Origin of the sequence: uncultured Oribacterium sp. (assembly GCF_902481605.1) — a bacterium.
GTDB classification, from domain to species: Bacteria; Bacillota; Clostridia; order Lachnospirales; family Lachnospiraceae; genus Oribacterium; species Oribacterium sinus.
The window spans coordinates 1-14609 of sequence record NZ_CABSXI010000056.1 but is presented as its reverse complement, the minus strand read 5'-3'; the positions used below and the strand labels follow the sequence as shown (position 1 = coordinate 14609).

The 14609-nt window shown below is 42.0% G+C and carries 10 protein-coding genes; 2 read left to right on the top strand and 8 right to left on the bottom strand.

All coding sequences use genetic code 11. The annotated features are described in order from the left end of the window. Positions 1–370: 370 nt before the first annotated feature. Together rfbC and RDQ32_RS08800 are read left to right on the top strand one after the other, a co-directional pair. A complete protein-coding gene (gene rfbC / locus RDQ32_RS08805; RefSeq protein WP_308580074.1) occupies positions 371–973 on the top strand; it encodes a dTDP-4-dehydrorhamnose 3,5-epimerase in 603 nt (200 codons plus the stop codon). A gap of 3 nt (positions 974–976) precedes the next feature. Then, positions 977–1981, top strand: a complete 1005-nt coding sequence (locus RDQ32_RS08800; RefSeq protein ID WP_308580073.1) for an RluA family pseudouridine synthase — start codon at positions 977–979, stop codon at positions 1979–1981. Positions 1982–2054: 73 nt separating this feature from the next. Here the strand turns inward: RDQ32_RS08800 and RDQ32_RS08795 are convergent, their stop codons facing one another. The 8 genes from RDQ32_RS08795 to RDQ32_RS08760 form a co-directional block, all read right to left on the bottom strand. After that, the gene (locus RDQ32_RS08795; RefSeq protein WP_308580072.1) at positions 2055–3425 is read right to left on the bottom strand and encodes a solute carrier family 23 protein; all 1371 of its coding nucleotides are present in this window, start codon (positions 3423–3425) and stop codon (positions 2055–2057) included. Positions 3426–3559: 134 nt separating this feature from the next. Beyond that, positions 3560–4153 (bottom strand): 5-formyltetrahydrofolate cyclo-ligase, encoded by a 594-nt coding sequence (locus tag RDQ32_RS08790; RefSeq protein WP_308580071.1) that lies wholly within the window; start codon positions 4151–4153, stop codon positions 3560–3562. Positions 4154–4298: 145 nt separating this feature from the next. Continuing rightward, positions 4299–5255, bottom strand: coding sequence for a DUF6033 family protein (locus RDQ32_RS08785; protein WP_308580070.1), 957 nt, complete (start codon positions 5253–5255; stop codon positions 4299–4301). A 263-nt stretch (positions 5256–5518) separates the two neighbouring features. After that, positions 5519–8914 (bottom strand): glycoside hydrolase family 2 TIM barrel-domain containing protein, encoded by a 3396-nt coding sequence (locus tag RDQ32_RS08780; protein WP_308580069.1) that lies wholly within the window; start codon positions 8912–8914, stop codon positions 5519–5521. A gap of 1035 nt (positions 8915–9949) precedes the next feature. Continuing rightward, on the bottom strand, positions 9950–11188 hold the full coding sequence (gene pepT / locus RDQ32_RS08775; protein WP_308580068.1) for a peptidase T: 1239 nt from the start codon (positions 11186–11188) through the stop codon (positions 9950–9952). Between the two features lie 48 nt (positions 11189–11236). Then, positions 11237–12223: a homoserine O-succinyltransferase gene (metA, locus tag RDQ32_RS08770; protein ID WP_183683348.1), complete on the bottom strand. Its 987-nt coding sequence runs from the start codon at positions 12221–12223 to the stop codon at positions 11237–11239. 18 nt (positions 12224–12241) lie between these two features. Further along, positions 12242–13378: a D-alanyl-D-alanine carboxypeptidase gene (locus tag RDQ32_RS08765; RefSeq protein ID WP_308580067.1), complete on the bottom strand. Its 1137-nt coding sequence runs from the start codon at positions 13376–13378 to the stop codon at positions 12242–12244. Between the two features lie 249 nt (positions 13379–13627). After that, a complete protein-coding gene (locus RDQ32_RS08760; protein WP_304070552.1) occupies positions 13628–14299 on the bottom strand; it encodes a ComEA family DNA-binding protein in 672 nt (223 codons plus the stop codon). Positions 14300–14609 lie beyond the last annotated feature (310 nt).

The following is a 14609-nucleotide window of genomic DNA, read 5'->3' as shown; positions in this document are numbered from 1 at the left end:
CCATAGTAATATCCTCCTGATTTCGGCATGCCAGAACCTCCCTGTCCTATGCAAAGTTTCTCCTCCGGCGCCAGAGAAAAAACTTCTTGTGTCGCCTTTTTTGTCTTTCGACTGTTTTTTTGCCTTTTGGCTGTTAGGGTCCGAAGACCGGTGTCCTCTTCCAAAGGAAGAGATGATTTGTGGCAAGTTTTTTGGTTTTATCCTTGCTACAAGATATATATCGGAGACAAATATTAAAAAATAAGTATTATGTGAAAAAATTTTTTTATGCTAAAATATCGATGGTATTTCTTAGTTTATTACTATTTATGAGAAAAAAGGAAACACTTTATTTTCTATTACTTACTACAAAGGAGAAAGGATAAATTTCATGGGACAGATTCAGGTAGAAAGAACGGACATTGAGGGATTATGTATTATCACTCCCACCATCCACCAGGACAGCAGAGGCTATTTTATGGAAAGCTACAATGAAAGAGATTTTAAGGAGCAGGGACTTAATCTTCGTTTTGTACAGGACAATCAGAGTATGTCTGTAAAGGGTGTATTACGGGGACTGCATTTTCAAAAGCAATATCCCCAGGGAAAACTTGTTCGCGTATTAAAAGGAAGAGTTTATGATGTGGCTGTAGATTTAAGAAAGAACAGCAAAACTTACGGCAAGCATTTCGGTATTACCCTTAGTGAAGAAAATAAAAAGATGTTCTATATTCCGGAGGGCTTTGCCCATGGTTTCCTTGTACTTTCCGATACCGCGGAATTTGCCTATAAGGTAACAGATTTCTACCATCCCGGAGACGAAGGCGGTCTGGCATGGAATGATCCAAGTATCGGCATTCAGTGGCCGGAGTTAAAGGGTACTTATGCCGGAAATGCGAAAAAAGACGGTTACACCATGGAAGACGGCAGTCCCCTTCTTCTCTCCGAAAAGGATGAGCTCTGGCTTCCTCTGGCAGAAACCTTTTCCTTTTAACGCATGAGCATTCCTACTCTTTTTACCTATACCGTTCCGAAAGATTTTGCAAACAAATCGATCGAAGCTTTTCTTCTGGAACAGGGCTATACCAAAAGCCTTCTTTCCGCTTTAAAGAGAGTTCATTTTTTTGAGGAGGAAATTGAGCATTACGGGATTGAAAAAAATGGTCAATGGGCCTTTACCGTAGATCATTTGGCGGAGGGGGATTGCCTGTCTGTCTACCTTCCCCCGGAGGAAGAGAACAGTGCTCCGCCCTATGATTTCCCATTGGATATTGTTTATGAAGACCGGGATATCCTGCTGCTAAATAAGCCTGCAGGACTTCCCTGTCATCCCTCTCCCGGACATTTTGAAAAGACTTTAGCCGGTGCCGTAGTTTTTTATCAGATGCAGAATTCTTCTGCATCTTCTTTTGTTTGCCACTTTATCCACAGGTTGGATTTGGACACCAGCGGTTTAATCCTTCTGGCAAAAAATCGTCTGGCGGCATCGATTCTAAACAAAGACATGAAGGAAGGACGTATTCAAAGAAGCTATCTGGCTTTTTGTCAGGGAAATCCCGAATTTTCCCTCGGTCATGTTCCTGGATTCAGACGGGTTCATGAGAGCGAAAAAGAAGAATTTGATTATGCCTTTGCCATATCTGCGCCTATCGCCAGAGTAGAAGAAGAAAAAATGCTGAGAACCGTGGATTTTCAAAAAGGACAGGAAGCCCTAAGTTATTTTAATGTCTTAAACTATTTTCCCAATAACAACTATTCTCTTCTGCAGCTTCAGCTGGCCACCGGCCGGACCCATCAGATTCGTGTCCATCTTTCTTACCTCTCCTGTCCCTTACTGGGGGATAGTCTTTACGGCAATGAAGAAAGTATTGTTTCACAAAATATAGGCTTGTCCCGTCAGGCACTCCACTCCTACTCCATTTCCTTTACCCATCCGATTGGGAAAGAAAAAATGTTTTTTAAACGGGAACTGCCTCCAGATCTATCCCTGCTCCTACAATAGGCAAAAAAGTGCTCAGAATATGTCTGAGCACTTTTTCTTTGGGCCTTAGACAGCCCCTATTGATTGTATGCAATTAAGCTTTTTTCTCTTCCTTTGGCAATACAATATTCAAGAATACTGCAATGATGGTTGCCAAAACTACAGGAGACTTTCCGAAAATCATAGTAAAAGATGTCGGGAACAATTCCAAGGATGCAGGAGCCTGCGCAATACCCACTCCGATAGCAGCCGCAAGACCTACTACTGTAGTAGAACGAGCAGTTAATGGTTCCTGTGTAATCAACTTAATTCCGGTCATCGCAATGGTAGAGAATACAGTAATGGTAGCTCCTCCCAAAACACACTGAGGAATAGTGGTAAGTAATGCAGAGAACTTAGGGCACAGTCCACAAATCAAAATAAATACACCTGTAGTTGCAAATACCCTTCTTGCTACTACCTTATTGGAAATTACGATACCCACATTTTGAGAATAGGTTGCTGTGGGAAGACCTCCAAAGAATGCTGTAAGGAAGTTAGTAGCACCGTAGGCAATAATTCCGCCGCGCAACTCGTCATCACTGGGCTCTCTGTTAAATCCACCCATAGTAGTTGCTGTAAAATCACCGATAGCCTGAATGGAGTTAATGGCAAAAAGCAATCCAATGGAAATACAAGCAGGTGCATTGAAAGAAACACCGAATGGCAGGAAGTGAGGAAGCGCAAACCAAGAAGCGGTTCCAATTTTGTCAAAGGAAATCATCCCAAAACCAAGAGCCACAAGATATCCTACAAGCATACCTAAAAGGATAGACGCTAACTTGAAAATGCCCTTACCAAAGATACTAAAGCACATTACAGCAATTAAGGTAATAAATGCTACCAACCAGTTCTGCCAAGATCCGTAGTACAGTGCAGGATTAATGGTAATCCCTTTTTCAGCAAGAGTCTGCATTCTGTTTGCTACTCCGCCGGCCATATAGTTTACCGCTGTTGGATACAAGGATAAACCAATGGTAAATACTACTGTTCCGGTAATCAGTGGTGGGAAAAATTTACGAATGCTCTTAACAAATATTCCTACTACAACAGCAACGATTCCACCAACCATCATTGCTCCAACGATAGCACTTACTCCACCGCCATCTTTGGCAATGGCCTGCATACTGGGAAGATAAGCAAAGCTGATTCCTAAAATCATAGGAAGTCCGGCACCGAAAACGCCCTTCTTTAAGGGAAAGAGCTGTAAGAAGGTACAGACTGCAGACATGGTTAAGGATGCCTGAATCAAGATAATTCTTTGTCCAATTTCCAATCCTGCTACATTAGAGATGATAATCGCCGGTGTTACACAACCGATAATCATAGCCACCAAGTGCTGTAGCGCCAAAGAAATGGTAGGTGCCACATCAGGCTTTCCATCCCATTTAAACAACTCTTCCATTTTGTTTTGTTCTACACCCATTTTCGCCCCTCCTGACCAAAATTTTTTTTTGGGAACAAATTAATTTTTTGACTTCACTAATACTAGCTATTTTTTTAACAGATTACAACTTGGCATTTCTTACAGAAATTTTTTTCGTATTTTGTGAAAGATTCTTAATGAAATGCAAAGTAGCCTTCCTCTGTTAATAGTGCATCCATGCGGATATCCGTTTTCTCCATGGGAATCTTATCGTAAAGTAACCAGGAAAAGCATAAACATAGCTTTTTCCCCCTGCTCTTTTCCAAGAATCGATCGTAGTAGCCTGCTCCATGCCCCAGTCTTCCCCCCCTTTGATCCGCCATTACACAGGGAATCAAAGACAAGTCAAAGCACCGGTCCGTAGAAGAAGGGAGTTCTTTCCTTGGTTCTAAAATTCCATAGGTCTGGGGAATCAGTTCCTCCATACTATGAATCTCTACCGCCTCCATCAGATGCTCTTTTCCCGGAATACATCGGGGAACACATACTCTTTTCCCCATTTGTAATGCCGTTTCCAAAATAATTCTGGTGTCCACCTCCCCTTCCATACTCACATAGGAGAAGATCCTTTCCGCTTCCAGAAAAAAAGGAGATTGCAAAAGCCGAAGATGGATTTCCCCGTTGGCCTTTTCCAGCCGTTCTGCAGGAATTCCTCTCTTTCTTTCCTTTGCAAGCTCCCTAAGTGCATCCTTTTTCTTTTTCTGATCCAAAAATGAAAAAAATGCCATGCTTCCTCCTAAAGATAGTTCAACCCTTACAAGGAGGAAGTATAGCATGAATCTTTTTAATTATAAACAAAAATAAAATTTATATAAGCAAATAATAAATTGCCTGCCCTATTTCATTTTACAATAAAATAAGAGAGCTATCCCTTTATTCTGTCACCGGAACCTTAGTCCAATCCAGCTTTTTCATGTTTTCCATAAGCTCTTCTATGGTTCTTCCCCTTACTTCCACACGTTTTACAGCTGTTTTTTCCGCAGCTTCAAGGTCCTCTGTTTCCCTTATCGCTTTTTCTTTATCGGAAAGTTTATCCTTGGAATCCGTCTTCTCTACCTTTCCGGATTTCCCTGACTTTTGTGCCTTCTCGGACTTTTTATCCTCCTTAAGTGCTTCCTTTTCGGCCGCTCTCTTAGCATCCTGCTTTTCTTCCAGTTTCTTCGCTTCCCGCTTTTTATCCTGTTCCTCTGCAATCTTTCTGACAGAGCTTGTACTCTTCTCTAAGCTGGCAATCAACATGGTGGTACCGTCCTCTTGGGTTTTTGCCGCAATACTCTTAATGTCTTCCACATTGGTCTTGTTTGCGCCATTGTTATTGCCTATCCCTGTCTGTGCCATAAGCATAGACTTTACGGTCTGATCCAATGTATTTAATTGCTCTCTTTCAAATTTCTTATCCGTTGCCATTTTTTCAATTTCTTCATTGCTTAAAACAACGGTAAATTCCTTATTGCTCTTTCCTGCTAAGGCATCATTTTCTTTTCCCTTTTCCGCAATACGAAAATCCACAAAATTTCGAGAACGGCGCAGATTCTTTAAGTAGGTTTTCGCCTTATCGGAAAGTCCCTCCTCGGCACTCAGTGCTTTCGTCTTTTCCGCCCTAGTCGCCTGTGTCCCCTTGGCTGCCACTTCCTTCGCTCTACCGGATAGCTCCAAGCTGTCTTTTTGTACTACAGCTTCTTTCCCTCCTGTAGCCTTTGCAAGCTCCGCTTCCTTGCCGGAGGCTTGTTTATCCACTTTTTGGCTTTCCTTGGTTTTTCCGCTCTCAACCTTGGATAAAATCTTGTTTTGGTAGGAATCCTTTCCTACGGCACGCACATTTTCCAGCATATTGCCTCCTTTACTACAGCCTATTTCCGGAAAAAACAAAGTATTTCCAAAAATAAGCAAGTGAAAAACGCCCTGAACAGGGAGAAACATTTCTATACAGGATATTTCGTCATTTTCTCTTAAAAAATAAGGATATAGAGTATTTCCCTCTATATCCTCGTAGATTATTTCTAAATTTTTGATAGCCGTTCTAAAAATGGCATAATTCAAAGCCTTAAGAGAAGGTATCTCCCTATATTCGTAAAAAGGATTGTAACTCCGCTTTAGCAAATCCCCATAAAGGAAAAGCTGAAATGAATCCTATCCTTTACCTTCACCAAGAACTCCTCATGGGTATGGGAACCCCAGCTATCGTCTCCTCCCACTCCCATCTGAGCCTTGGAAAGACGCAGGATACTATGATGAATCGGAGGAAGTTCATAACCGTGGCAGGCATTTTCAATTTCATGGGGGGTCCAGGGCAGGGCTGAAACATTCATTTGCCCCTCTTCATTTTCTGCTAAGAAAACTAAGCCCCTACCCTTCTCATCAGTGAGAGTCGCCAGTCGTACCTCCGCCTTGTTTCCGGACTCCTGGGGGAAAACATAGGGGACAAAATTATCCCTTACCTTCCCATGATAAATGCCCAATTTTCCGCCATGCTTTCTGTCGGCATAACAGTCCTCTTCTCCCAAGCCGTACCAGGAAAAGTTTTCCAAATCCGCATTTAGAGTAAAGAGAGCCCCAAATTCCGGAAGTTCAGACAGTTGTTTCAGAAGAACAGGATTTCCCTCCTTGGGCAGACTATAGTCCAGACTTACGCTGATTTTTCCATCCGGGAAAACGCTGTACTGCATCTGACAGCTGCTTCTCGGATTGGTAGGCAAATGATAGCTGTAACGAATAAGGAAGCAATCCTTCTCCATTTTCATCAGTACCTCTTGCGGTTTTTCCAACATCAGGCTTGCCTCAGGGCTTCTTGTACTTAAATACTGACTTGCTGTTTTCCACTGAGCATAGCGAAAAGCCATCAGATTTCCCGTGTCATTGTCGGTGGGAGCACGCCAGAAATTAGGTCTTGGCATGGCCTCCAAATACTCTTTTCCTCCATATCGGTAGGATACCAGCCCGCCCTGAATCAAAGAAAAGATTGCCTCAAAAGAACTGCCTCGTACACCAATATTATGGGGCGAGGAAAGAATCTGAAAGTCTTCCGGAATCACTTCCGAAGCACTTCCCCACTCTTCCAAAAGCTTCTCCAAGCTTCTCACCCAATGTTCCTCCTGTTGTTCTTCCCCCAACAGATACAGCCTCAAAGTCTCTTTTTTCTCCACCGTATAGGTTCTTTCCGAAAAGGCCATCTCCAAGCCTTTTTCTCCGTACAAACTATCCTTCTTTAAATGAAAACTAATCCGGAGAGTATACTCTCCCTCCAATTCTTCTTTTAAAAACGGATTAGGGATTCTCCCCTCAGATTGGGGCGGAACATTTGTCTCCAACAAACACTCCTTCCAAAGCTTTCCGTAACGATAAAGAGATAGTTTACAATCCAGTTCTGAAGTGGATTGGAAAAGAGAACGATTCTTTATCAAAATCTCATCCTCTTCCAAGGTACAAAAGATATTTTGGTAGAGATATTTCACTTCCTGCATCTGGGGCTTTGGATTTCTATCTCCCCCAAAAACAATGCCGTTGGCACTGAATTGAAAATCCGAAGGCCTGTCGGAAAAATCTCCCCCATAGGCTAAAAATTTTTCACCGTAACGATTTTTCTTCCAAAGGCTTTGGTCCACATAGTCCCAGATAAAGCCTCCCTGAAACAAAGGCTCCTCCTCCGCATACTCCGTGTACTTATACAAAGCCCCTAAGGAATTCCCCATGGAATGGGCATATTCACAAAGCAGGAAGGGCTTTTCCCTGTGCTTGGAAAGATAGTCTTTGATTTCCGTAACCGGTGGGTACATTCGACTTTCCATATCACTGCTGTCCGGATAGGAGCGGTCATTAAAGAGTCCCTCATAATGCACCAGTCTGGAGGAATCCAAGCTGCGAAGACGTTTTGCCATCTCATGAATGACAGATCCACCGAAGCTTTCATTTCCGCAGGAGAAAATCAGGATGGAGGGATGGTTTTTGTCCCTCTGCCACATATTTTCAATTCTTTGTAAAAGCATGGCCTCCCATTCTTTTTTATCCTTGGGAAGCACATAGTCTATATCTTTTGTAAAGGCATAGGTGTCCCAGCTGCCGTGGGTTTCCATATTACACTCATCCATTACATAAAGGCCGTACTCATCCGCCAAACGGTAGAGGGCGGAATTGTTGGGATAATGAGAGGTACGAAGGGCATTGATATTGTTTCGCTTCATGGTTTGGATATCCTTCTCCATCTCCGAAACACTTACTGCTCTTCCCGTTAAGCTGCTGAAATCGTGTCGGTTTACTCCCTTAAAAACAATGCGCTTTCCGTTGATTTTCATCAGTCCGTCTTCCAAGGCAAAATGACGGAACCCCGCTTTTTCCACGATATATTCCAGTACTTCTCCCTCTTCCGTACAAAGCTCCAAAACCAAGGTATAGAGATTAGGCTGTTCCGCAGACCAAAGCTTGGGAGCTTCCAGTGAAATAGAAAATTCCACGGTACTGTAAGGAAATCCCTGATGGATTTTTGTAAACTCTTCCCCGGCTTTTTGAGAAAGCTTCGTTTTGCAATCCAAAGCATTTTTTTCTTCGGAAACGCTCATTCCCCCCGATACAGGGATTTCTCCTTTAGAAACAATCTTTTGCTCTACAGCAAAGCCTCTTCCCTTGGGAAGGCAGACTCCCCCATCAAAAAGGCTATAGCGAAGAATTCCCTTTCCTTCTTCCTTCCCTGTTTCCTTTTCTGTTTCCTTTTCTGTTTCCTTTTCTGTTTCCTTTTCTGTTTCTTTTTCTGTTTCTTTCTCTCGGCCTTCGATTTTTCCCGAAAAATAAAGCTTTCCTTCTTTAAAATCCCTGCTCATCTCTGTCCGAAGATGCAGGTCCTTAAAATGCAACTTAGGCAGGGTATAAAGATATACCTCCCGGAAAATTCCGGAAAAACGGAAGAAATCCTGATCCTCACACCAGGAGGCTGCAGACCACTTGTAAACCTGAACAGCCAGCTTATTTTCTCCCTCCTTTAAAAAGCCCTCAAGAGAAAATTCAGCAGGAGTAAAGGAATCGCTGTGATAACCGATATAAGCTCCGTTACAGTACAGGGCAAAGGCATTTTCCACCCCTTGAAAAGAGATACGCACCGGCTGATTTCCCCACTCCTTCGGCAGAATAAAGTATTTTACATAGGAAGCCACCGGATTAAAATGCCGGGGAATTTCTCCCGGACGGATGCTTTCATGCCCCTCCCAGGGGTACTGCACATTGGCATACTGAGGTGCATCATATCCCTCCAACTGAATATGGGCAGGCACCACAATATCCTCCCAGTCCTTACAGGAATACTCCGAACTTTCAAAATTCGGAATACTGTCTTCTATTCTCCTTGCATAATGAAACTTCCATAATCCATTCAGACTTTTTCGCAGGGAGCTTTTCCCCAGCTTTTCTTCCGTAGCATTACGGTAGGCAATATGATCCGAATGGGGCAAAAGGACATTTTCCTGATAATATTCCGGATTTTTAATTTCTTCATAACGAAACATAGCTTTATTCCTCTCCATACGAAGTATTAACTGAACTCCATATGCTATTCTACGGCAAAACAAAGCTTCCCGTCTATAGTTTCCCTTTTCTCCGGGATCGATTTTCAAACAAGAGGATTCTATAAATCGGATTGTTGAAAATTAGTTTTATTAATACGATAAATTTTATTTACAAAGAGAAAAGTTCTTTTTTATCGTCTCTTTTTTCGCAAAAATAAAAATAATATTTATTTAATTTTCCTTTACAAAAGAAATTTTTTGTGCTATCCTATAGGCACAAGAAAGAAAATAACAGCAAAAAATCTTTAGCTCGAAGAGAAAGAGTTAGAGATTTGCAAAGTGCAAACGGAAGGTTTGCGAACTATAATCAAGAAAGAGAGGTACAATCCAATGGACGAAGAACAGTACTTCTACTGGAGACTTAACTGAGTAGAGAAAACTTAACTCTTGTATAGCGGGAATTATGCTATCGGTTTGCAGAAGACTTTCTTCTTATTTTCTGAAAAGAACAGGTTTCCAATAGAATCGGTTTCCCATCATAAGCGCTTTAAATATATAAAATCATGGTGAAATTCCATTTTGAAATTATAGAGAAGCGATTCGGAAAAAGGTGGTACAAACCAATGGCTAGATAAGACAATTGAATATTAAGCATTTCCCGATAAGGAAGCATAGAGTTTCCTAAGGAATGCTATCGGATGTACAGCATCCATGATGAAAACAGTGACGATGAGCTCTCTTCTCTGAGATAAGAGGAAAGGGAATTCCGATACGAATGTTTCAGAGAAGGAGCATTAGTATAGAGGAGGAATGAATCGTAAGAAAAGCAAGCGGGTTACTTTTTAAAATATGGATAAGCGATAAGTGAGACGCTTAGCATACAAAAGAATATAGTATAAGAAACAAGACGAGTAGGATAAACCTACAGAACTTGTAAAAAAGTCCCTTCATAAAGGGATTCCAGTGATGGACGACAAAGCAGTCTATAATGATAAAAGAAAGGACCTTCGAATGTATACTCGAAGGTCCTTTCTCTTAGCTCTTTTTCCCAATCATTTCCTGACAGATCTTTAAAAGCACCGGAATCATCTTTTTGAAGGAATTAAGATTCAGATATTCATAAATACCGTGATAGTTCTCTCCTCCTGTAGACAGGTTGGGACAGGGTAAGCCCATAAAAGAAAGCTTGGCACCGTCTGTACCTCCACGGATGGGGCAGACCTTCGGGGTAACTCCCTCTTTTTCAAAGGCAGTTTTTGCCACATCAATCAAATACATATGGGGGCGAACCTTTTCCACCATATTATAGTAACTGTCTTTCACTTCTACGGAAAAATGTGCACCCTTTTCTCCGTATTTCTGATTCAGCTTCTCTCCCGCCTCTTGAAAAATTCTCTTCTTTTCTTGGAATTTCTCCCAGTCATGGTCACGAATAATGTAGTCCAAAGTAGCCAGACTTTCCTCTCCCACAAAGGAACACAGGTGGAAGAAACCTTCATACCCTTCTGTGTTGGCAGGTGTACAATTTGGTAGTAAAGCATTAAACTCCATCGCCAAAAGATTGGCATTCATCATCTTATCCTTTGCAGAACCGGGATGAACATTCACCCCATGAATCTTCACCTTTCCGCCGGCAGCGTTAAAATTCTCATATTCCACCTCTCCAAGGGTGCCGCCGTCTACGGTATAAGCCACCTCTGCTCCGAAAAGAGGAACATCAAAGAGGTCTGCACCTGCTCCAACCTCTTCATCCGGTGTGAAACCTATGCAAATATCTCCATGACGAAACTCCGGATGGGTCTGAATATATTCCACCATAGCCATGATTTCCGCAACGCCTGCCTTATCATCCGCTCCCAACAAGGTTTTTCCGTTGGTCACCATTAAATCCTGTCCTACTGCTTCTAAAAGCTTTGGAAATACCTTCGGAGAAAGAACTTCCGATTCGTTTAAAGCAATATCTTTTCCGTCATAATCCTTTACAATTCTGGGCTCCACATTCTTCCCTCTTGCGGAGGGAGAAGTATCCATGTGGGCAATAAAACCTAAAGCAGGAGTCTTTTCCTGCTCTTCCTTCGATAAATTGGAAGGAATTTTCCCGTAAACATAGGCATGGTCGGTACACTGTACATCCTTTACGCCCAGCTCCTTTAAATCCGCTTCCAGGACTCTTGCCAGATCAAACTGCTTCTCGCTGGAAGGAATCTTTTCCTGATCCGGTACGGATTCCGTATCAATCTTTAAGTAGCGAATCAAACGTTCTACTGCATCCATAATTTTCTCCTTTACTTGTACTCATTGCTTCTGTCACTATTTGTTTCCTTAATCGGCAGACTTTACGGTACTGTCTCTTTCACTTCTATGGTCATCCCGAAGATAACTGTCCTCCGAAACCGGTCGCATTTCCTCCAAACGATAGGGAGTCTCCTGGTACACAAAATTTAACCAGTTACTATAGGTACAGTTGGAGCTGGAGCGCCAGGATAAAATCGGGGTATTCTCCGGATTGTCATCAGGATAATAATTCACCGGAACCTCCGGATTGATTCCTTTTGCCAAATCTCTTTTATACTCCTTATCCAAGTCATAACGGTCATACTCGGAATGACCGGTAACAAAAATTTGGCGGGAAGAGCAGGCCAAAATCAAGTAGCTTCCCGCCTCTTCACTATCCGCCACCACATAAAGCTCTTTATTTTTCTTAACCGCCTCTTCATCCAGTCCGGTATAACGGGATTGGGGAACACAAAACTCATCATCCATTCCCCTCATCAGCATTTTCTTCCTATGAAGAACCCTATGGGAATAGATTCCGCTTAATTTCTTCTCCAAAGGCACTTTCTGAATTCCATAATGATAGTACAGCCCCGCCTGGGCCCCCCAACAAATATGGAAAGTGGAAAACACATGGGTTTTGGACCATTCCATAACTTCCGTAAGTTCTTTCCAGTATCCAACCTCTTCAAAAGGCATCTTCTCCACCGGGGCTCCGGTGATGATTAAGCCGTCAAAATACTCTTCCTTCACGGAAGAAAAATTAACATAAAAGGTATTTAAATGAACGGAGCTGGTATGGGTAGAAACATGGGATTCCATCTTCATCAGCGTGATTTCCGTCTGAATCGGGAAGTTGGAAAGCACCCTAAGTAAATCCAGCTCCGTGTCTTCCTTTAAGGGCATCAGGTTGAGAATGGCAATATGCAGAGGTCGAATATTCTGAGATACCGCCCTCTGTTCATCCATGACGAAAATATTTTCCTTCTCCAATATGTCCTTTGCAGGTAAATGGTTCTGTACTTTAATAGGCATAGCTTCTCCCCTTTACATCTATCCGAAACGCTTATACAAGGTTGCATGATCCTTAATACACTGCCAGGTGCTGGAGCTGTAGCCGGTTACCACCAAAAGATTCTTTCCATTTGCTCCTTTTCCGCTACTGACAGCGCAAAACATAGATTGACGAACAAAACCTGTTTTCGCCATAGTCACACTGGCGCCTCCGGTATCCTGCCCTTTTATTCTTTGTACAAACAGGTTCGTCAGCTTAATACCGTCCCCATGCTTATTGGTGGCAGGAATCTGATAGTTCTCCGTGGAAAGAACCTCTCGGGCTAAGGAATTTCGCATAGCCGCCGCCATAATTTCTCCAATATCCTTTACATTCATATGATGGGTACTGTGATATAGCCCTGTGGCATTTTGGAATTTACAGTCTGAGGATAGTCCTAAATCCTGGGCTTTTTTATTCATTAAAGCTACAAATCCGGCTTCAGAACCGGCAATTTCCTTCGCCAGAGCCAATACGGCATCCGCTCCTGAGGGTAGAATTACCCCATAGAGTAAATCCTTTACCCGAACCTGTTCCCCTGCCACAAAACCGCAGTTGCTGGCTCCTCTTGCCTTCACATAGTCCACGATATCCTGGGTAATGGTAATCTTCTTCTCTAAATCCGGAAGGTTCTCTACCGCCACAAGTAAAGTCATCACTTTCGTCATAGAGGCCGGATTCATGCTTACGGAGCTGTTCTTTTCTCCTAAGATTGTACCTTGATCCAAGTCAAAAACCACTGCATAATTGGCATTCACCTCTGAGCCGATAGACTTGGTTTGCCCATTCCCCGAGAGCTTTGCCAAATTCCACTTTCTTTCCTGGGTAACAGCCGTATTTTGGCCGCCACTCTTCGTTGTATTTTGAGAGGAGGCACTGGCCGGATTGGTTGCCGGGCTGTTTCCGCCGTAATTTGCAGATCCACTGTTTCCTGCCCCGGTATTCCCCTGATTATTATAAAGAAGGTCTTCAATATACTGGTAGGTGGAATCCTTTCCTCTTCCTACACCATTTCCATTAACGGAAACCGGACCGTAGTCTGAAATTCCGTAAACTCTTTCTTCTGCATAAATCAATGTACTCTGTAATATGGATAGTAATAAAACCATAGAGCACAGGCTTTTTTTGATTCCCATTCTTTTTCTCATCTTTCCCTGATTGCTTCTTCCTATAATGTTTTAACTTTTTAAAAGAAAGGACTATCTCTTCCTATTAAAAATTTCACTCTTTCCTTCGCATCTCAATTTCTCTTAGCTGTTTTTCTCTTAGCTGTTTTTCTCTTTATTCTCTCAGAATAAAGGAAAACATTTTCATCATAAAGGGCAAAGCAGAAAAGCACAAGGGATAAAGCTTACAAAATCATGTCAACTATTCGCCGGCCTTTGTTATACACAGATATCCGCCTTGATTTTTTCAAATATTTTCTCTCCGATTCTCTTTACATTCTTAATTTCTTCAATACTGGAAAATCCGCCGTATTCCTCCCGGTAACGGATGATATTTTTTGCCGTGGCGGGACCAATTCCTTTTAAGCTTTCCAGCTCCTGCTCCGTAGCGGTATTGATATTGATTTTCTTTTCCTCCCGATTTTGCTGAATTTTCTCTGGACTGTCTTCTATGCCGGCTTCTTTATTTGTCTTTTCACCATCCACTCCGATTTCAGCTTTACTTCCTGCTTTACTTTCTGCTTTACTTCCTACTTTACTTTCTTCTTCACTTTCTTCTTCACTTTCTTCTTTGCTTTCTTCCTTACTTTCTTCTTTACTAATCTCCGGGTTCTCTTCTTTTTTCTCCTTTTTATTCTCTTCTTGCTTTTCTTTCTTTTCTTCTGCCGTTTTTCCCTGATTTACCGGCAGCATTTCCTTGCTCTTTACCTCTAAGCTTTCATAAGCACCTCGGGCTAAAAACGCTTCTTTCTCTTCCCCCGCCGCACCCTTATAAATAATTTTTCTTTCCCGTTCCTGATTCATGAAAAATAAAAAACCCAGAAGCATAAACATCAGGAGCAATAAAATAATTTTCCCCTGTTTCAAGGAAGATAGACTAAATTTAGGCATAAGAAGTTCCTTTCTAAAAAATGAATAGATTGCAGAATACTTGAAAAAAAATCAATGACAGAATATTTGAAAATAAAAGTACAGAACGTAGCATGCTTGGAATTAAAATGAATAGACTGTAGAATGCTTGAAATTAAACGGATAAATAGACAAATAAGCAAATAAATGAATGTTTGCTTGAATTAATGGATGAATAGAAATAAAAACGCTGGAAAAAATAAATAACTGGAAATAAGAAAACTTGAAGATGAACAAAATCACTACCACCCGTCAAACGGGTGGTTTGCTCGAGGCTATAAGCCCCTGCTAC

Coding starts and splice junctions, on each gene's coding strand:
- rfbC (WP_308580074.1), top strand. CDS start 371: ATGGGACAGATTCAGGTAGAAAGAACGGACATTGAGGGATTATGTATT.
- RDQ32_RS08800 (WP_308580073.1), top strand. CDS start 977: ATGAGCATTCCTACTCTTTTTACCTATACCGTTCCGAAAGATTTTGCA.
- RDQ32_RS08795 (WP_308580072.1), bottom strand. CDS start 3,425: ATGGGTGTAGAACAAAACAAAATGGAAGAGTTGTTTAAATGGGATGGA.
- RDQ32_RS08790 (WP_308580071.1), bottom strand. CDS start 4,153: ATGGCATTTTTTTCATTTTTGGATCAGAAAAAGAAAAAGGATGCACTT.
- RDQ32_RS08785 (WP_308580070.1), bottom strand. CDS start 5,255: ATGCTGGAAAATGTGCGTGCCGTAGGAAAGGATTCCTACCAAAACAAG.
- RDQ32_RS08780 (WP_308580069.1), bottom strand. CDS start 8,914: ATGTTTCGTTATGAAGAAATTAAAAATCCGGAATATTATCAGGAAAAT.
- pepT (WP_308580068.1), bottom strand. CDS start 11,188: ATGGATGCAGTAGAACGTTTGATTCGCTACTTAAAGATTGATACGGAA.
- metA (WP_183683348.1), bottom strand. CDS start 12,223: ATGCCTATTAAAGTACAGAACCATTTACCTGCAAAGGACATATTGGAG.
- RDQ32_RS08765 (WP_308580067.1), bottom strand. CDS start 13,378: ATGGGAATCAAAAAAAGCCTGTGCTCTATGGTTTTATTACTATCCATA.
- RDQ32_RS08760 (WP_304070552.1), bottom strand. CDS start 14,299: ATGCCTAAATTTAGTCTATCTTCCTTGAAACAGGGGAAAATTATTTTA.